This window comes from Zobellia roscoffensis (genome assembly GCF_015330165.1).
Lineage (GTDB): Bacteria > Bacteroidota > Bacteroidia > Flavobacteriales > Flavobacteriaceae > Zobellia > Zobellia roscoffensis.
The window spans coordinates 2,514,445-2,533,519 of the sequence record NZ_JADDXT010000002.1 but is presented as its reverse complement, the minus strand read 5'-3'; the positions used below and the strand labels follow the sequence as shown (position 1 = coordinate 2,533,519).

Sequence of the window (19,075 nt, the reverse complement as noted above, 5' to 3'; positions counted from 1 at the left end):
GTTAATGTGTGTCATACTTTACTCGGCATTATCCAAAAAGTCTTTCAACTTTTCAGACCATTTGTCAAACACCGTTTTGCGTTCTTTTTGAACTTTTGCCGCGGCTTGTTGTTGATGTTCTTCTTCTTCGTGCCCTGCCATGACAAGTTCTCCCTCGTCCACAGGTGCTTCTTCTACTTCAACGACTTTACCTTTTTTTTCATTCGCCACTGCATTCATCAACAGACCAACTGCGGTGGCATATAATGGACTGGCGATTTCAGCATCTGAATCACCTGCCAAATGTTCATTAGGGTAACCGATACGTGTATCCATGCCCGTAATGTACTCTACCAATTGCTTTAAATGCTTCAACTGGCTTCCACCACCTGTAAGCACAATTCCCGCAATCAGTTTCTTTTTTTGTTCGTCATGCCCATAATTCTTGATTTCGGTATAGACCTGCTCTACAATTTCAACAACACGTGCATGAATTATTTTTGATAGGTTTTTAAGGGTAATCTCTTTTGGCTCTCTACCACGCAAACCTGGTATTGAAACTATTTCATTATCCTTATTCTCTCCCGGCCAAGCGGAACCGAACCTTACCTTTAAAAGTTCTGCTTGCTTTTCGATAATGGAACACCCCTCTTTGATATCTTCGGTTATAACACCGCCTCCAAAAGGAATTACAGCTGTATGACGAATAATACCATCTTTAAAAATGGCTAAATCTGTCGTACCACCCCCTATATCTATCAATGCCACACCGGCCTCTTTTTCTTCTTTGCTTAAAACAGCATCAGAAGAAGCCAAAGGCTCTAATGTTATATTACCTAAATCTAGACCGGCGCTTTTAATGCACCTGCCTACATTTTTGATTGAGGAAACTTGCCCCACAACCACATGAAAATTAGCTTCCAAACGCCCACCGTACATACCGATAGGCTCTTTAATTTCAGCCTGACCGTCCACTTTATACTCTTGTGGAAGCACGTGAATGATTTCTTCACCTGGCAGCATCACCAATTTGTACACTTGATTACACAGCTTATCCAAATCGTCATCATTGATAACTTCTTCAGAATCCGCTCTGGTGATATAATCGCTATGGTGCAGACTTCTTATGTGCTGCCCAGCAATACCCACAACGACAGAACCGATTTTCAAACCTGAATTAAGTTCAGCTTCTTCTACCGCTTGTTGTATGGACTGTATGGTTTGCGTAATGTTATTTACAACACCACGGTGCACCCCTAAACTTTTAGATTTACCAATACCTAAAACCTCAATCTTACCATACTCGTTTTTCTTACCGATTATGGCTACGATTTTGGTTGTTCCAATGTCCAATCCTACCGAATAATTACCTACTTCCATAACTTAAATTTTGGTGCACACTACTTGATTGTCAAATTCTAAACTAACAACATCATAGTGTTGCAGAGTTTTGTCTTTATTTGCCTTGACGTAAAACGCCTTGAAATTGCTAAACTTTTCTTTCAATTGTTCTACATCTCCCAAATTGACAACGAACTCTTCGGTTCGAAAACGAAGTTGGTACTTCTCTTCATTTTCGATATGTAACCCAATGATGTTTTTCTTTAGAAACTCGTCTGTATTGATATAATTCAAAATCTTATAGACATCTGCTAAACCCTCGTCTGTTATTCTGCCGGTAATCATAGGTACACGTGCTGAATAGCTATTTGACAAAGGCATACGTTCTCCGTCCTCATCAAGATAAAATTTTGAATCCCCTTCTATACGTCCGATTGGAGTGCGCTGAATAACTTTCGACGCTAATTTACCGTTTACAGTAAGAAAAACTTGGGCACTTTTTACCATTTTGTTGGCCTCAATGACCTTCTCCATGTTATTCAAAGCTAATTTTTCTTTAGGCATGTTTTCAAGGCTACCGAATTTTTGTATTAACAATTTATTAACCGTGCCTTCTGTAATGAATAAATTTTGATTTTCTACAAATTCTATGATAATTCCCTTTACGTTTCTCCGCTCACTTCTTTGATTAGAAAATGCATAAAGCCCCGTTATTACAACGATTAGAGCTAATAGCTTTATGTAGTTATAATTAATACGCATCTTGCAATTCTTTTGTAATCTTAGCTACTTCTAAACCTATATCTCCTGCCCCCATAGTGATAAGCACTTGTGGGTTCTGTTCTTTTATCTCGTTTATTAATTTGGATTTCTGAATTGTTTTTACCAAGGTATCATTCATTTTATCCAACAACCATTCCGAAGTTACCCCTTCAATAGGCTTTTCTCTTGCCGGATAAATATCCAACAACAGTACACTGTCGAATCTTGAAAGACTTTTCGCAAATTCATCTACAAAATCTCGCGTTCTCGAAAATAGATGAGGCTGAAAAACCGCTAATGTCTTTTTATTCGGATGCATTTCGGTTACTGCGTCATAAACCGCATTTATTTCCGTAGGGTGATGCGCATAATCATCTATAAAAACAAAATCTTCCGTCTTTATTTTATATGAAAATCGTCTCTGCACGCCTTTAAAGGTGGCCAACGCATTTGCCAATTTCTCCGCAGAAACACCGGTATGTAATGCCATGGCAAAGGCCACAAGACCATTCAATAAGTTGTGCCTTCCTGGCTTATTGAATTTTACATCTACCAGCGTAGCATCTGGCATGACCAAATCAAAAATGTAACTCCCGTTTTCTATTTTAAGATTTGTAATACAGTAATCTGCATCATCATCTATACCGTATGTAATTCCTTCTAAAGGCAATCCTTTACGAACAAATAGCGTTCCTTTTGGTCCTAGCTTCTCTGCAAACTCAACAAACGACTTCTGCAACTCTTCTGGGTTACCATAAATATCAAGGTGATCGGCATCCATAGAGGTAATACAAGCCACATTTGGGAACAATCTTAAGAAAGACCGATCAAACTCATCTGCTTCTACAACCGAATAATCAGTGCCTTCAAAAACAAAATTGCTATTAAAATCTTCTGAAATTCCGCCTAAAAATCCGGTAAAGCTAACCGCTGTTTCTTTTAAAAGATGTGCCAAAATACTGGTCGTGGTAGTTTTACCGTGCGTACCCGCAACGGCCAAACAGAAACTACCTTTGGTAATCAACCCTAAAACCTCTGAGCGCTTCTTAATTTCAAACCCGTTCGCTAAGAAATATTGATATTCTTGGTGCTCTACCGAAACTGCTGGCGTATAAACTACAAGTGTATTTTCTTTATTCTTAAACTCATCAACAACCACATTAATATCATCTTCATAATGAATATCAATTCCCAAACCAGATAGTTCTTCCGTAAGTGGTGTTTGAGTTTTATCGTAACCGGCAACATGCTTACCAACAAACATAAAATAACGCGCCAAAGCAGACATACCAATGCCTCCGATGCCAATAAAATATACGTTATGTATGCGTTTTAAGTCCATTTATACCAAGTCTCATGCCTTTAATTACTGGTGGCATTCCCAATTAATTTTTCTATTTCGTCTACAATGTCTTTTGTAGCGTTTGGCAAAGCCAATTTCTTAATATTCTCAGCTAGACTCTTTTGTTGAGTCTGGTCTGAAAAAAGTTCTGAAAAAACATTTTCAAACTTTTCATCAAGCTCACTTTCTTTCAACAGTATAGCAGCATTCTCATTCGCTAGTGCTCGTGCGTTTTTTGTTTGATGGTCTTCTGCCACATTAGGCGAAGGCACAAATATTACTGGCTTCCCCACAATGCATAATTCAGAAACCGAACCTGCGCCTGCACGTGATATAATCATATCAGAAGCCGCATAGGCATAATCCATCCTATTCATAAAATCAAGTACTTTTACTGTATCCGAAGTGTATTTTTTATACTCATCTATATACAGTTTTCCACATTGCCATATCAACTGAACTCCCAATTTTTCAAAAAGCTCAAGATTACTCGCAATGAGTTGGTTTATTCTTCTTGCACCAAGGCTTCCACCTAAAATCAGAAGTGTAGGCACTCCGGCTTTCAATCCGAAGAAATCTAAAGCTTCATTTTTATCAGCGAACATTTCCACTAAATCACCGCGAACAGGATTACCCGTTTTTACAATTTTATCCTTTGGAAAAAACCGTTCCATTTCATCATAAGCAACACAAATTTTTGCCACTCTATCTTTCAGTAATTTGTTCGTAATACCAGCATACGAATTCTGTTCTTGCAGTACACAAGGCACCCCTTTACCCGAAGCAACCCGTAACATAGGCCCACTAGCAAAGCCCCCTGTACCTATTACGGCATCAGGCTTGAACTTTCTTACTATTTTACCAGCTTTAATCAAACTACTTATCACTTTAAAAGGAAACATTAGATTTTTAAGGGTCAGTTTCCGCTGTAAACCACTAATCCACAACCCCTGAATCTCATAACCTGCCTGAGGCACTTTTTCCATCTCCATTCTATCTTGAGCACCAACAAACAAAAAATGAGCATCAGGATGCCTTCTTTTCAGTTCGTTCGCAATAGCCACAGCTGGGTAAATATGCCCACCTGTTCCACCTCCAGATAATATGAATTTATAATTGCCCACTCAGTACTTCTAAAGGGTTTGTTTCGTCTATATCTGCGGATGATTTTTCCGCACTTGTATTTTTATTACTCACACTTAAAATAATACCGATGGCCAAACAGGTCATCCAACTACTTGTACCACCACTACTTATTAATGGTAAGGTTTGACCCGTTACCGGAAAAAGTTCTACCGCCACCGCCATATTTATCAAGGCTTGAAACACTATAGGAAGTCCAACACCAAGGGCAACCAACTTCCCAAAAATTGTACCACTGCCGTTTGCTACAACTACAATCCTAAACAGCAGAAACATATAAAAGAACATTAATGCAAAACCACCTACCAGACCATATTCCTCAACAATTATGGCATAAATAAAATCTGATGAACTCTGTGGCAAAAAGTTTTTCTGAATACTTTTTCCTGCTCCTTTACCCATAACACCACCTGTTGCAATGGCTATCTTGGCACGTTCTATTTGATAATCACCTTCTGTATCTTCTGAATCGGAAAAATTCTCCACTCTACTAATCCATGTATCTACACGGTTAGGAAACAAGCCCGGAATAGCCTTAGCTGTTAATATAAAAAAGGCCAGACTTAATATACTCGCACCTATAATTCCCATTAAATATTTTAAAGGATATCCCCCTAAAAAACAAAGCAAAAGCACCATTGAAAATATAATAGCCGCCGTTGAAAAGTTAGCTGGCAAAATAAGTGCTACGGTCAGAAAGACCGGAAGCCATAATGGCAAAACACTTTCTTTAAAAGTGATATCCTTATGGCGCACCTTACTTAAGTAACGTGCCACATAAATCATTAATACCACCGCAGCCAAGTTCGATGTCTGAAACGAAATACCCACCAGTGGGACACTGATCCATCTGCTGGCATTCGCACCATCTATCGTTGTTCCCTGCGCCAAGGTAAACACCAACAAAACCAAAACTATTGGCATTGCTATAAGCGACAAGCCTTTAAAGAAATGGGCGGGAATACGGTGAATACCGAAAATAATCCCAAAACCCAATGACAATAGCAACGCATGTTTTACCAAATACCCAAAGGTAGTTCCGTTACCAACTACATACACCAGATTACTACTGGCACTATATACCGGCAAGAACGAAAATAAGCCCAAGAGGGCCGCAATGGCCCAAATAGCTTTATCTCCTTTGATATTTTCAAAAAATCCGTTCACCTTCTACCTTTCTTATAATGTTTTTACTGCTGCTTTAAACTGATCGCCACGGTCTTCATAGTTTTGAAATAAATCGAAACTTGCGCATGCAGGCGATAATAAAACCGTATCACCACGCTCCGCTATTTTGTAAGCTACTTTTACAGCCTCTTCCATGGCGAAAGTTTCCACCATAAGATCCACTACATTGCCAAAAGCATCTTTTATTTTTTCGTTGTCCAAGCCTAAACAAACTATGGCCTTTACTTTCTCACGTACCAATGGCATCAATTCTTTATAATCGTTGCCTTTATCTTGCCCACCTACAATCCAAACAATAGGTGTCTTAACACTATCTAACGCGTAAAATACGGAGTTTACGTTAGTTGCCTTAGAATCGTTTATATACTGTACATGATGTATTTTTAGTACGTTTTCTAGTCTGTGCGGCGCTCCTTGAAAATTAGCAATACTATCACGTATTGAAGCTTTACGAATGCCTACTAATTTAGCCGCAGTCATTGCTGCCATGCTGTTTTTTAAATTGTGTTTTCCTTCTAGTGCTAATGTCTCTTTTGTCATTTTCAGTGTCTCGTTAGTCAAGTTCAGTATTATGTTGTTGTTCTGTAAATAAGCTCCTTCTTCCAGTTCTCGCTCTATGGAAAAAGGGAGCAATTTTGATTTAATGGGGTGCTTTTCAAGCCACGCGACAATCACCGGATCATCTGCGTCATATATAAAAAAGTCATCTTCGGTTTGGTTCTGTGCAATGCGGAATTTTGAAGCGACATAATTTTCAAATTTGTAATCGTACCGATCTAAATGATCTGGCGTAATATTCGTTAGAATAGCGATATGTGGTTTAAAATCTACAATACCGTCTAACTGAAAACTGCTGATTTCTAATACGTAAAAATCAAAATCATTCTCCGCTACCATCTTAGCGTAACTATCACCAATATTACCCGCCATACCTACATTTGCCTCACCTTCTTTTAAAAGATGATTTGTAATCATTGTGGTAGTGGTTTTTCCATTACTTCCTGTAATTCCGATTATCGTGGCATCAGTGTATTTTGAAGCGAATTCGATTTCAGAAATAACAGGAATTGCCTTTTCACGCAATGCTTTTACCAATGGAGCCGTATCAGGTATACCCGGACTCTTCATTACCAAATCGGCATTCAGAATCTTTGCTTCGGTGTGCTTTTCAGCTTCCCAATCAATATCAAAATGTTCAAGAACGTTTCTATACTTCTCTTTTATTTTTCCTCTGTCGGATACAAAAACTTCGTACCCCTCTTTTTTACCCAAGATAGCTGTACCTACTCCACTTTCGCCTCCACCTAAAATCACCAACCTCTTCATCTTATCTCACTTTGAGGGTAACAATAGTAATAACAGCTAAAAGGATAGCAACAATCCAAAACCGAGTTACAATCTTACTTTCGTGATAGCCTTTTACCTGGTAATGGTGATGGATTGGTGACATGAGAAAAACACGCCGACCTTCTCCGAATTTCTTTTTCGTATACTTGAAATAACCTACTTGTATCATTACAGACAACGACTCGGCAAAGAAGATTCCACACAAAACAGGAATCAATAATTCTTTTCTAATTATAATGGCGATTACCGCGATAATACCGCCGATAGTCAAACTACCGGTATCTCCCATAAAAACCTGTGCAGGAAAAGCGTTATACCAAAGAAAACCAACCAGTGCCCCCACAAATGCCGTTATAAAAACTACCAATTCACCCGAATTCGGTATGAACATAATATCTAGATAATCTGAAAAAATAACGTTACCAGACACCCATGCAAAAATACCGAGTGTAAACACAATGATTGCAGAAGTACCTGCCGCCAAACCATCAATACCATCAGTAAGATTAGCACCATTAGAAACAGCAGTTACAATTAGAATTACAATAGGTATGAATATCAACCAAGCGTAGTCTCTGGCACTTTCACCAGCCCAGCCAATAAAATCACTATAGTCTAACTCATTATTCTTAAAAAATGGAACGGTGGTTTTTACAGATTTAATTTCCAAACCTTGAACGTCTTGAACCTGCAGTTGCTCAGTAATGATACTACTGGAGTCTTCTCTCATAGTTACCCCAGGATGGAAGTACAAAGTAGCCCCAACACCAAGACCTAAGACCACCTGACCCAAAACTTTGAACCTACCTTTTAGCCCTTCTTTATCTTTTTTAAACACTTTAATGTAATCATCGGTAAAACCGATAAAACCCATCCAAAGCGTGGTAACAATCAACAAAATAATGTAGATATTATCCAACTTAGCCAGTAACAATACCGGAATCAACGTAGCCATAATAATGATAAGTCCACCCATAGTAGGCGTACCTGCTTTTTGCTTTTGCCCTTCTAAACCAAGATCACGAACACTCTCACCAATTTGCTTCTTCTGAAGAAAAAGAATAATACGCTTACCATATACTGTAGCTATCATTAACGAAAAAAGAATAGCCATTGCCGCTCTAAAGGTGGTGAACTGAAATAAGCTCGCCCCTGGCAACTGGTACTGTTTTTCTAAATATTCGAATAGGTAGTATAGCATCTTTTAGCTTCTAGTCTTTTATTTGTTGGTCTTTGTTGTTATTTACCCAAACTCTTTAAAACGTCTTGAACCATCTCAAAATCATCAAAATGGATACGCTTTCCGTTGGTCTCTTGATAGGTCTCATGACCTTTACCCGCAATGAGTATAATATCTTCGGCATTGGCCAATTGGCATGCTGTTTTTATAGCCTGTTCCCTATTTTCTATGGATAGGATTTTCTTTACGTTCTGTGGTTCCACACCTTCTTCCATCTCTGTAATTATGGCCGATGGCGATTCACTTCTTGGGTTATCCGAAGTAAAAATTGCCTTGTTGCTCATTTCTGAAGCAATATGACCCATTACCGGACGCTTAGATCTGTCTCTATCGCCACCACACCCCACAACGGTGATGACGTTTTCATTTCCAGTTCTCAATGTGCTGATTGTTTCCAGAACATTTTTTAGCGCATCCGGCGTATGGGCATAATCTACTATGGCAGTAATCTTTTTACTCGATATAAAATATTGAAAGCGACCGTCTACATTCTCCAGCTCACTTAACAATCGTAAGGTCTCCAACGTCTCCATTCCCAACAAATCTGCCGTAGCAAAAATGGCAAGCATGTTATAGGCATTGAAATGACCTATTAACCTTGACCACAACTCATGGTCGTTTATTTTCAAAAGCGTACCATCAAATTGACTTTCTAACACTTGGGCACGATAATCGGCATAGGTTCTAAGCGCGTATGTATACTTTTTCGCTTTTGTATTTTGAAGCATTATAGCTCCGTTTTTATCATCAATATTGGAGATTGCAAAAGCATTTTTTGGCAATTGATCAAAGAGTATTTTCTTGGTATCTCTATACTCCGCAAACGTTTTATGGTAATCTAAATGGTCATGGGAAAGATTCGTAAAAATAGCGCCTTCAAAGACCAAACCTTGGGTTCTCTTTTGATGAATACCGTGCGAACTGACTTCCATAAAGCAAAACTCAACCCCAGCCTCGTTCATAAGATACAGATGCTTGTTTATGGTCAAGGCATCTGGAGTAGTATGACTTGTGGCATACACTTCTTCATCTACCATTATTTTGATAGTTGACAAAAGACCTACCTTATACCCTGCCTTTTTAAGTAGTTGATACAACAGGCTAGAAATAGTGGTCTTACCGTTCGTACCCGTAACACCAACTAGTTTTAAATTTTTAGAAGGATTACCATAAAAGTTAGATGCCATCATAGCCAAAGCCGTATTGCCATCTTTTACTTCCACATACGTCACTCCATCAATGATTTGCTCCGGTAAAGTTTCGCAGACAATCGCTTTTGCCCCAAGGTCTATCGCTTTAGCAATATACAAATGACCATCCGTCAACGTGCCTTTTATAGCCACAAAGACATCGTCCATCTCAACTTTTCTAGAGTCAAAACAGATGTTATTGACCAGCACATTAGTTGAACCGATTACATCAGTCAGGCTTGCCCCAAACAATATGTCTTTTAATAATTTCACGATAATTCTAATGTAATTTTTTTAGCGTCCTTTAGGTTCGTTCCTTGTGAAACGGACTGTCTTTTAACTTTTCCATTGCCTCTCACTTCTACCTCTATACCAAGGTTTTCTAAAATTGAAATGGCATCCATACCGCTCATACCTTTTACATTTGGCACTTGCTTGTAATTCTTTTGAGCTTCGGCATAATATCTTTGATACGATTTATCCAATCGTTGATCTTTTACCTTTTCCATATCTATCTCATCCACCAAAGGTGAAGTAGCGTATACTTTTTGGGCTACCGATTTAAACACCGGCCCCGAAACATCAGCTCCGTAATAGCCCACACTTTTATCCGGTTCATGAATCACTACGATGCAAGAGTACTTAGGGTTTTCAGCTGGAAAATAACCTGCAAAAGAGGATATATACTTTAGCTTGTCCGGATCCTTGGACACGTAATTTTTTTGTGCCGTTCCCGTTTTTCCTGCCATTGAAAAATTAGGAGAATACAGACCGTGACCGGTTCCGTATTTTTTTTCCACAACGTTCTTCAATAACTGCTGAACTTTTGCTGCCGTTTCCTTTGAACAAACAGATTCATTAATCACCTCTTTCTCAAACTTTTCAATGGTACGATCCCACTCCTTCACCTCTTTGATCAACCTTGGCTTTACCATTTCACCGTCATTGGCAATAGCATTGTAAAAGGTCAAAACTTGTAACGGAGTCATAGCAACCTCATAGCCATGAGACATCCATGCCAATGATATGCCTGACCAACCTTTATCCCCAGGAAACCTGATAACCGGCTCTCCCTCACCCTTAATAGGAAGATCAAGCTTCTTATTCAGGTTCATGCTCATTAAACGGTTTACATACTTTTCTGGATCGTTCTTGTAATTGTTATGAATCATTTTTGCAAAAGCCGTGTTTGAGGAAACCTCAAAAGCATGCCCCGCAGAAATTTTACCGTAACCACCCCATTTGGAATCTTTTACTGTTCTATCATAAATTTTCCATCGGCCTTTCTCCGTATCAATTACCGTACTTGTGTCAATCACTTTATCCTCAAGAGCCGCAACCAGTGACATTAACTTAAAAGTAGATCCTGGTTCACTAGCTTCACCAACGGCATAATTCAAACGCTCATAATACTTTCCTGCTTCCGTTCTCCCCAAATTTGAAATAGCCTTTACCTCACCAGTTTCGGTTTCCATAACTATAACCGAACCATGATCAGCCTTGTAATGCTCTAATTGCCCCAGCAAAGCGTGGTGGGCGATATCTTGAATATTAATATCGATGGTAGACACCAAATCATACCCATCTTTAGGCTCTACGATATTCTCCCACCCGATTGGCTTCCACTGGCCTTTGGCAATTTTTTGTTTTAAACGCTTCCCTTGAACTCCTCTTAGGTACTCCCCATAAGCTCTTTCCAAACCTACTCCGGAATAATAACCGTTCTCGTCTACATTTTCATACCCTACACTACGCTCCGCAATTTTCCCCAACGGATGTTCTCTAACCGTTTTCTGCTCAATGATCAACCCTCCTTTATACGGACCTTTATTGAATAGCGGAAAATCCTTTACGGTGATATATTCTGAATAATCCAGGTTTCTTGCGATAAGTGCATATCTATTTTTGTTCACTTTCGCCTTTCTCAATAACTTCTGGTAATGTGAAGAAGGTTTACCCAACATTTTTGAAAGCGAATTAGATAACGGAACAATGTTTTTTCTAAAGTCTTCATCACTTACCGTAACTGCATCAAAACGGATCGTATAACGAGACACAGAAGTAGCTAAAAGACTTCCATCATCAGAATACAGATTACCTCGATTCGGCGCTATAGTAAACATTTTCTCAGTGCGCTCCATAGCTAAAGCCTTGTACTTATCACCTTGCACAAACTGTATGTTCACCAACTTGAACAACACCGCAACAGCGAACAAGAACATGAACGCCGTTACAACGTACAACCGGGTCAATATGCTTTTTTCGGTTACGGCCACTATTCTTCTTTCTTATTCGATTTTACTTTTATCTGCTTGGGAGGCACCTGAGAAGGAAACAACCCTTTTTCGGCAACAATTTGCATCACCGTAGACTCCAATTTTAACTGCTGTACATCTGAACGTGCGTCTACAAATTCATTACGAAGCTCTTTCACTTCTTCATTCAATGCCGCTATTTGATGCACCTTTTTATCGGCACTATGTGAGCTACCGATCATTACGGTAGCAAGAAAAGAAGTAAAAATGATGAACAGCCAGTTCTTTGGTGCATCATCGCTCACCAAAAACCTACCTTTAAGTATGTTCAACAATCCTTTTTTCATATTTTTCTTTTCCTTTTTCAATTTTAACGTTCAACTTTATATGCGCTCCGCAATTCTCAATTTTGCACTTCGTGCTCTATTATTCCTTGCTATTTCTTCTCTTCCAGGAACGATAAGCGGACCCACTTTTTTAAACGGAACGTCTATATTTCCGTAAAAATCCTTTGGCGCCTCACCTTGAAACTGCCCTTCCCTTATAAACCGTTTTACCAAACGATCTTCTAAAGAGTGATAACTTATAATACTCAACCTGCCGCCTACATCAAGCAATTCCGGTGTTTGCAACAAAAACTCTTCTATTACAGCTATCTCTTGATTAACCTCTATGCGAATAGCTTGATAAATCTGAGCCAATATTTTATGCTCTTTTGCATTCGGCAAAAACGACCGCAACACCTCTTTCAACCGTTCCGTGGTCTTAATCGGCTCTTCTTCACGTTTCGCAAGAATGGTCTTTGCCATTGCATTCGCATTCCGTAAATCGCCATACTGAAAAAGAACTTTTCTTAAATCGTCATAATCATAGGTATTGACCACATCGTATGCCGACAAAAGATTTCTTTTACTCATTCGCATATCCAAATCAGCTTCAAAACGAGTGGAAAACCCGCGTTCCGCTTTATCAAATTGATGCGAAGACACTCCGTAATCCGCCAAAATCCCATCTACCTTTCGAATCCCATGAAATTTTAAGAACTGCTTGATATACCTAAAATTCTCATTGATCAACGTAAACCGCGGATCACCCAAAGTATTTGCCAGCGCATCCTCATCTTGATCAAAAGCGAATAATCTTCCTTCGCTCCCTAATTGCTTCAATATGTGTTTTGAGTGTCCGCCGCCACCAAAAGTAACATCAACGTACACACCGTTTTCTTTTATATTGAGCCCATTTACCGACTCTTCCAATAAAACTGGATTATGATACATAGCTTTCGTCATCTCCGTCATCCCCCATCACCTCTTCTGCCAGTTCAGCAAAATCCTCTGCAGTTTCTTCCAATACTTTCTCGTAACTATCCTTGTCCCAAATTTCAATAATGTTGATTGCCGAACTCAAAACAACCTCTTTAGAGATACTTGCTATCTCAACTAGGTTCTTAGGAATCAGCATTCTACCTGTTGCATCAATTTCAATAACCTTAACCCCAGCAGAAAAACGACGGATAAAATCGTTGTTCTTTTTCTTGAAACGGTTTTTCTTGTTCATCTTCTCCATGAGTAGATTCCACTCCTCCATTGGATACAATTCTAAACAAGGCTGAAAAACAGATCTTTTAATAACAAAACTTTGATTCAAAATAGGAGACATCTGATTTTTTAGGGCAACTGGTATCATTACCCTACCTTTGGCATCGGCCTTACAATCGTATGTCCCAATGAAATTTATCACTTAAAAAAGCTGTTTTACAATACTATAACTCAAAACTACAAATTTTATTACCACATTTTACCACTAATTACCACTTTGTTAATAACTAGTGGCTTTTGGGCATAAATTATGGTCAATTTTTAGCTTGAAAAAAGGGTGTTTTTGAAGAGTGATTGAAAAATTATGGTCAATTCTCGCTTTATTGACCTATACTTGTATAATAGTCATTATAGGATAATGCCTATCTTTGACGAACAGACCAAGAAGTATCTTGAATGGAAGAAAATTTAATTAAGGAAGGAAAATTCCGGTATATAGAGATAGGCGAAGGTAGTCCTATCATTATTTTACACGGTCTTATGGGAGGGCTCAGCAATTTTCAAGGTGTTACCGAATACTTTCCCCCGAAAGGCTACAAAGTACTTATTCCAGAATTGCCAATTTACGATATGCCAATGCTTAAGACAAACGTTAAGCAATTTGCAAAATTCTTAGCCAAGTTTATTGAGTTTAAAGGACTTAAAGATGTCATATTGCTGGGTAATTCTTTAGGAGGACACATTGGCTTGCTACACACAAAACTCTACCCTAAACTGGTTAAAGCCCTAATCATAACAGGAAGCTCAGGATTATACGAAAGTGCCATGGGAGATGGCTATCCAAGACGTGGTGACTATGAGTTCATTAAGAAAAAGGCGGAAGATGTTTTTTACGACCCTGCTATCGCCACAAAAGAAATTGTAGACGAGGTTTTTGCAACCGTAAATGATAGGTCAAAAATAATTAAAACACTAGCCATTGCCAAAAGTGCCATTCGTCATAATATGGCAAATGACCTTCCTAAAATGAATACGCCTATCTGTATTATTTGGGGTGAGAACGATAGCGTAACCCCTCCAGATGTAGCGGACCTTTTTCATGAATTGCTTCCAGATTCGGACCTCTATTGGATTGAAAAATGTGGACACGCACCCATGATGGAACATCCCAACAAGTTCAACGAAATTCTAGATAACTGGCTTACAAAGCGTAAATTCTAGTAACTACCCTATTACCAATTAAATAGCTTCCTAAGGTGAATATTAAAACGGCAAATTTTATAATCAGTAATACTGATGTGGCAAAGTGCCCAAAAGAACCATTGCCGGAATACGCCTTTATTGGTCGTTCTAATGTGGGGAAATCTTCTTTAATAAACAGCCTAACCGAAAGAAGAAGTTTAGCAAAGACTTCTGGTCGTCCAGGAAAAACACAACTAATCAACCATTTCAAAATAAACGAAAATTGGTTTTTAGTAGATTTACCTGGTTATGGTTACGCTCGAGTTTCTAAAAAAAGTAAAAGCACTTTTCAGAAATACATAACCGACTATTTTGTAAAACGCGAACAACTCGTATGTGCATTTGTTCTAGTAGATATTAGGCACGAGCCTCAGAAAATTGACATGGAATTTATGGAATGGTTAGGCGAAAACGGCATTCCGTTCTGCATCATTTTCACAAAGGCAGACAAACTAAAACCTAAAGGAATAGAAGAGAACGTAAACAAGTATATTTCTGAATTATTAAACGGTGTTTGGGAAGAAGCTCCCCAGTATTTCATAACCTCATCATCTAAAGGCTATGGGCGTGATGATGTTCTTGACTTCATAGACAACATCAACGCTGATTTCTTTAAGGCGACCAAAAATTAAATCCCTACCCTTTTCTGAATAACTTCTACAAGTGATTCAGAATTTTTAATAGCATTCATTTCTTCCGTACCTACAAAAATCTGTAAATCATCATTGGTTTGCGCAAGTATAATAGGAAAGGTAAATTTATTACCAAATTTGGAAGCATACTGTTTCCTGTATTCGTCCTTGTGCAGAAATTCCATATCCAAGTTCGTTTTCTCCCTAAAATCCTTCCAAACTTTATTTTCGGTAAAAACTCCAAACGTAATATCGCACAAATTACAATCGTACGTACTAGGGCTTAAAATTTTATGCGCACTATCTAACAATGAATTTTTTAAACCGGAATCTGCATTATAGATAAAAACGAGTTTTTGAATATCTGAATCTTTCATTATTGCAAGGTAAAATTATATATTTATGAAACATAAAGAACACAACATATGAACTACAAATCGTCCTTTTTAATTTTGTTCTTTATTGCCATTCTTTTGGGTTGTAAGTCACAAAACCCAAATATAACTTACAGTAGCGAAACCCTAAAAATTATTCCCGTTTCCCAAAATAGCTTTATTCATATTTCATATTTACAAACGGAGGATTATGAAAAGGTAGCCTGCAATGGTCTTATCTACATGAATGAAGGCGAAGCCATAGTCTTTGACACCCCAATAGACATTGAAACCTCTAATGAGCTTATTGAATGGGTTACAAAAACCAAAGAACATAAAATCAAAGCGGTTGTTGTAAACCACTTTCATGATGACTGCCTTGGAGGCGTTGAGGCTTTTCACCAATTAAACATTCCCTCCTACGCTAATAATCAAACAATTGAACTTGCTAAAAAAGAAGGAAACGCTATTCCGAAAATCAGTTTTGAACACAAAAACGAGCTAATGCTAGGCAAGCAAAAAATAATAAACCGACATTTTGGGGAGGCCCACACCAAAGACAATATTGTTAGCTATATACCTAGTGAACATTTACTTTTTGGAGGATGCGCCGTTAAATCCTTCAATGCCACAAAAGGATATCTTGGCGATGCCAATATTGACGAATGGAGCATCACTATCAATAAAATAAAAACAGCTTACCCTGACCTGAAAATTGTGATTCCAGGACATGGCGATTACGGCGGTGATGAATTATTGGACTATACAATTTCATTATTTCACATTGAATAAGAACCAACCACAGAACACGTACTGACATGAAAAAAAGCTTACTAACCTTACTTTTTATTTGGTCTATTACGAATCCAACAGCCGCCCAAGACCAGATACCTCCGGTAATTGCACCTTTTGACAATGTAGATATATTAGCCATAAACGACTGGTGGAATCGCGACGATAATTCTATCATTAACCTTAAAGTAGACCGCGACAGTGTTGTTGCTTTTGGCATCTATACCGTTTCCAACCAAACCTTAAAACTTAGCGCTCAACTCTATCCACTCTATCCCAAAGAAACTCGGGAAGTTAGACTTGAAACCAAAGAAGATGGCGAATGGAAAGAGATTCAAAAACAAAAAGTTAATGATTTAGGATGGTCCGCCCTTTTCCGTGTAGACAACTGGAATGACTCAAAAGATATAAAGTACCGTATTCGTCATGGTAAAAAAGCTCTTTACGAAGGGCTGATACGCAAAGACCCAAAAAATAAGGATGAAATTGTTCTTGCGGCCTTATCCTGCAACTCGAACCAAGACCGAGGCATGCGAGAAAATTATGTTCGGAATATTAATCATCAAGACCCCGATTTGGTCTTTTTTGCTGGTGACCAATCTTATGACCACACAGAACACACTGCCGCTTGGCTCAAATTCGGTCTTCAGTTTAAAGAAACTTTCCGTAATCGTCCAGCCATTAGCATTCCAGATGACCACGATGTAGGTCAAGGAAATCTTTGGGGAGAAGACGGAAAAATATCTACTGTAAAAGGTTCTAACGATGGCGGCTACACCTACCATCATGAATATGTAAAAATGGTAGAACGCTGCCAAACTGCACACTTACCTGACCCATATGACCCAACACCTATTCAACAAGGAATTGGCGTTTACTACACCAACCTGCCTCTTGGCGGCATAGATTTTGCCATATTGGAAGACCGAAAATTCAAATCCGGTCCCAACGGAAAAATACCGCAACAAGGCCCTAGACCTGACCATATTCGCAACCCAGAATACGACCCTGCCTCTATAGATTTACCTGAACTCAAATTACTTGGAGACCGTCAACTCAAATTTTTGGAAGACTGGGGAACCACAAATACCAAAGCCCTTAAAGTAGTTTTGTCCCAAACCGGTTTCTGCGGCGGCGCACATATTCACGGCTCTTTAGACAATAGGCTTCATGCCGACCTAGATAGCAACGGATGGCCGCAAACAGGACGAAACAAAGCCTTACAACTTATAAAAAATGCCAATGCCGTACATATTGCAGGGGATCAACACTTGGCAACGGTAATTAAACAAGGTATAAATGAATATGGAGATGGACCTTGGTCATTTATAGTTCCTGCCATTGTTAATGACTACTACAGCCGCTGGTGGTGGCCAGAAGACGAAAAAGCGGGAGCTAACCCAAATCCTAACACCTCATTACCCTGGACAGGTGATTATTTAGACGGATTCAATAACAAAATAAGTATGATGGCCTACGTTAACCCTGAAAGTAGTTCCAAGGGAGGCGGTTATGGATTGATTCGTTTTAACAAAAAAGACAAAACCACAATATTTGAATGTTGGCCCAGGTACACTGATGTAACACAACCGAATGCACAACAATTTGAAGGATGGCCCTTTACAGTTTCTATGAAATAATTTAACTCAATTATGAAAACAACACTTCACAAAGCAGACACAAGAGGCCGTGCCAACCACGGTTGGCTAAACAGCTATCACACTTTTAGCTTCGGCAGTTATCATAATCCAGACCGCATGAGTTTTGGTGTCTTGAGGGTTTTAAATGATGATGAAGTAGGTGCAGGAATGGGTTTTGGAACCCACGGACACAGCAATATGGAAATTATCTCCATTCCACTAGAAGGCGATTTGGAACATAAGGACGACATGGGGAACACTACGGTCATTCGCCAAGGAGATATACAGGCCATGAGCGCTGGCTCAGGAATACAACACAGCGAAAAAAACAAAAGCCATGACAGGCAGGTAAAGTTCTTGCAGATTTGGATTCTTCCAAATAAAGCCAACGTTACACCTCGATATGATCAGATAACCCTAGCTTCCGATAGTTTGAAAAATAACTTACAACAAATTGTTTCTCCCAATGCTGATGATGAAGGCATTTGCATTCATCAAAACGCTTGGTTTCATCTTGGGGAGTTTAACATGGACAAGACAAACAATTACACCCTAAAAAACCCCAACAACGGGGTTTATATTTTTCTATTGGAAGGCAAATGTACCGCAAACGGCATTGCATTAGAAAAAAGAGACGGACTTGGTATTGAAGCCACTGATAAAATCGATTTCACTTTTAGAGAAAACTCAAAAATCTTATTGATGGAGGTTCCTATGGCCAACTAAGAAAAAAGTCTTATTTCAATTCCATTTTTTCTGCAAAATATTCGCAAAAATCTTTCATGGTAGCCGTCATTTTTTCATCCTGGGTAGCTTTCATAAAAGTATCTGTCAATGAAACCAAAGTCTGATGAAAGAACAATTTCATTTCGTCTACGGGCATATCTTTGGTCCAAAGGTCAATTTTAAGAGACTCCTGGTTCTTACTATCCCAAACAGATAAAAGCATTGCTTTTGCTTTTTCATTATCTATTCCGCCATCTTGTGCAGACCACGTAAGCTCTTCTGGCACCCGGTTTTCATCTAAACCTACCTTTAATGTTATTTCTGATGTATGAAGATTTGCCATA

General features: G+C 38.8%; 19 protein-coding genes. 5 read left to right on the top strand and 14 right to left on the bottom strand.

Translation table 11 applies throughout. The annotated features are described in order from the left end of the window. Positions 1 to 18: 18 nt before the first annotated feature. From ftsA to mraZ, 12 genes are read right to left on the bottom strand one after another with little or no spacing between them, the layout of a single operon-like run. Entirely contained in the window at positions 19 to 1,359 is a 1,341-nt protein-coding gene (ftsA, locus tag IWC72_RS10625; protein ID WP_194529756.1) for a cell division protein FtsA, read from the bottom strand. A 3-nt stretch (positions 1,360 to 1,362) separates the two neighbouring features. Then, positions 1,363 to 2,082, bottom strand: a complete 720-nt coding sequence (locus tag IWC72_RS10620) for a cell division protein FtsQ/DivIB (RefSeq protein ID WP_194526182.1) — start codon at positions 2,080 to 2,082, stop codon at positions 1,363 to 1,365. Beyond that, a complete protein-coding gene (gene murC / locus IWC72_RS10615; RefSeq protein ID WP_194529755.1) occupies positions 2,072 to 3,424 on the bottom strand; it encodes a UDP-N-acetylmuramate--L-alanine ligase in 1,353 nt (450 codons plus the stop codon). The genes IWC72_RS10620 and murC overlap by 11 nt, the downstream gene beginning before the upstream one ends. 20 nt (positions 3,425 to 3,444) lie before the next feature. Next, positions 3,445 to 4,548, bottom strand: coding sequence for an undecaprenyldiphospho-muramoylpentapeptide beta-N-acetylglucosaminyltransferase (gene murG, locus IWC72_RS10610; RefSeq protein ID WP_194529754.1), 1,104 nt, complete (start codon positions 4,546 to 4,548; stop codon positions 3,445 to 3,447). After that, positions 4,535 to 5,734 carry an FtsW/RodA/SpoVE family cell cycle protein gene (locus IWC72_RS10605; RefSeq protein WP_194529753.1) on the bottom strand — a complete coding sequence of 400 codons (1,200 nt, stop codon included), beginning with the start codon at positions 5,732 to 5,734 and terminating at the stop codon, positions 4,535 to 4,537. Before IWC72_RS10605 ends, murG begins: the two co-directional genes overlap by 14 nt. Before the next feature lie 12 nt (positions 5,735 to 5,746). Then, a complete protein-coding gene (murD, locus tag IWC72_RS10600; RefSeq protein WP_194529752.1) occupies positions 5,747 to 7,081 on the bottom strand; it encodes a UDP-N-acetylmuramoyl-L-alanine--D-glutamate ligase in 1,335 nt (444 codons plus the stop codon). Position 7,082: 1 nt separating this feature from the next. Then, the gene (gene mraY / locus IWC72_RS10595) at positions 7,083 to 8,303 is read right to left on the bottom strand and encodes a phospho-N-acetylmuramoyl-pentapeptide-transferase (RefSeq protein WP_194529751.1); all 1,221 of its coding nucleotides are present in this window, start codon (positions 8,301 to 8,303) and stop codon (positions 7,083 to 7,085) included. 38 nt (positions 8,304 to 8,341) lie between these two features. Then, entirely contained in the window at positions 8,342 to 9,805 is a 1,464-nt protein-coding gene (locus tag IWC72_RS10590) for a UDP-N-acetylmuramoyl-L-alanyl-D-glutamate--2,6-diaminopimelate ligase (RefSeq protein WP_194526176.1), read from the bottom strand. Then, the gene (locus IWC72_RS10585) at positions 9,802 to 11,808 is read right to left on the bottom strand and encodes a penicillin-binding protein (protein WP_194529750.1); all 2,007 of its coding nucleotides are present in this window, start codon (positions 11,806 to 11,808) and stop codon (positions 9,802 to 9,804) included. Before IWC72_RS10585 ends, IWC72_RS10590 begins: the two co-directional genes overlap by 4 nt. Beyond that, positions 11,808 to 12,134, bottom strand: coding sequence for an FtsL-like putative cell division protein (locus tag IWC72_RS10580; RefSeq protein ID WP_194526174.1), 327 nt, complete (start codon positions 12,132 to 12,134; stop codon positions 11,808 to 11,810). The genes IWC72_RS10585 and IWC72_RS10580 overlap by 1 nt, the downstream gene beginning before the upstream one ends. Positions 12,135 to 12,170: 36 nt before the next feature. Then, positions 12,171 to 13,064 carry a 16S rRNA (cytosine(1402)-N(4))-methyltransferase RsmH gene (rsmH, locus tag IWC72_RS10575; protein ID WP_194529749.1) on the bottom strand — a complete coding sequence of 298 codons (894 nt, stop codon included), beginning with the start codon at positions 13,062 to 13,064 and terminating at the stop codon, positions 12,171 to 12,173. Beyond that, positions 13,054 to 13,527: a division/cell wall cluster transcriptional repressor MraZ gene (gene mraZ, locus IWC72_RS10570; RefSeq protein WP_194526173.1), complete on the bottom strand. Its 474-nt coding sequence runs from the start codon at positions 13,525 to 13,527 to the stop codon at positions 13,054 to 13,056. Before mraZ ends, rsmH begins: the two co-directional genes overlap by 11 nt. A 254-nt stretch (positions 13,528 to 13,781) precedes the next feature. Between mraZ and IWC72_RS10565 the strand changes: the two genes are divergently transcribed. Both IWC72_RS10565 and yihA read left to right on the top strand, forming a co-directional pair. Beyond that, positions 13,782 to 14,546: an alpha/beta fold hydrolase gene (locus IWC72_RS10565; RefSeq protein WP_194526172.1), complete on the top strand. Its 765-nt coding sequence runs from the start codon at positions 13,782 to 13,784 to the stop codon at positions 14,544 to 14,546. Positions 14,547 to 14,581: 35 nt separating this feature from the next. Beyond that, complete coding sequence (gene yihA / locus IWC72_RS10560) at positions 14,582 to 15,199, top strand: ribosome biogenesis GTP-binding protein YihA/YsxC (protein ID WP_194526171.1); 618 nt, start codon at positions 14,582 to 14,584, stop codon at positions 15,197 to 15,199. Here yihA and IWC72_RS10555 read toward each other — a convergent pair. Then, positions 15,196 to 15,576 (bottom strand): GTPase, encoded by a 381-nt coding sequence (locus tag IWC72_RS10555; RefSeq protein ID WP_194526170.1) that lies wholly within the window; start codon positions 15,574 to 15,576, stop codon positions 15,196 to 15,198. The genes yihA and IWC72_RS10555 overlap by 4 nt on opposite strands. Before the next feature lie 48 nt (positions 15,577 to 15,624). Here IWC72_RS10555 and bla point away from each other — a divergent pair, with 48 nt between their 5' ends. From bla to IWC72_RS10540, 3 genes are read left to right on the top strand one after another with little or no spacing between them, the layout of a single operon-like run. Continuing rightward, a complete protein-coding gene (gene bla, locus IWC72_RS10550; protein WP_194529748.1) occupies positions 15,625 to 16,365 on the top strand; it encodes a subclass B1 metallo-beta-lactamase in 741 nt (246 codons plus the stop codon). A gap of 26 nt (positions 16,366 to 16,391) precedes the next feature. After that, complete coding sequence (locus IWC72_RS10545) at positions 16,392 to 18,005, top strand: alkaline phosphatase D family protein (protein ID WP_194529747.1); 1,614 nt, start codon at positions 16,392 to 16,394, stop codon at positions 18,003 to 18,005. Between the two features lie 12 nt (positions 18,006 to 18,017). Continuing rightward, entirely contained in the window at positions 18,018 to 18,731 is a 714-nt protein-coding gene (locus IWC72_RS10540) for a pirin family protein (protein ID WP_194529746.1), read from the top strand. Between the two features lie 10 nt (positions 18,732 to 18,741). Here the strand turns inward: IWC72_RS10540 and gldC are convergent, their stop codons facing one another. Then, positions 18,742 to 19,074, bottom strand: coding sequence for a gliding motility protein GldC (gene gldC, locus IWC72_RS10535; RefSeq protein ID WP_194526166.1), 333 nt, complete (start codon positions 19,072 to 19,074; stop codon positions 18,742 to 18,744). Between the last annotated feature and the right edge of the window lies 1 nt (position 19,075).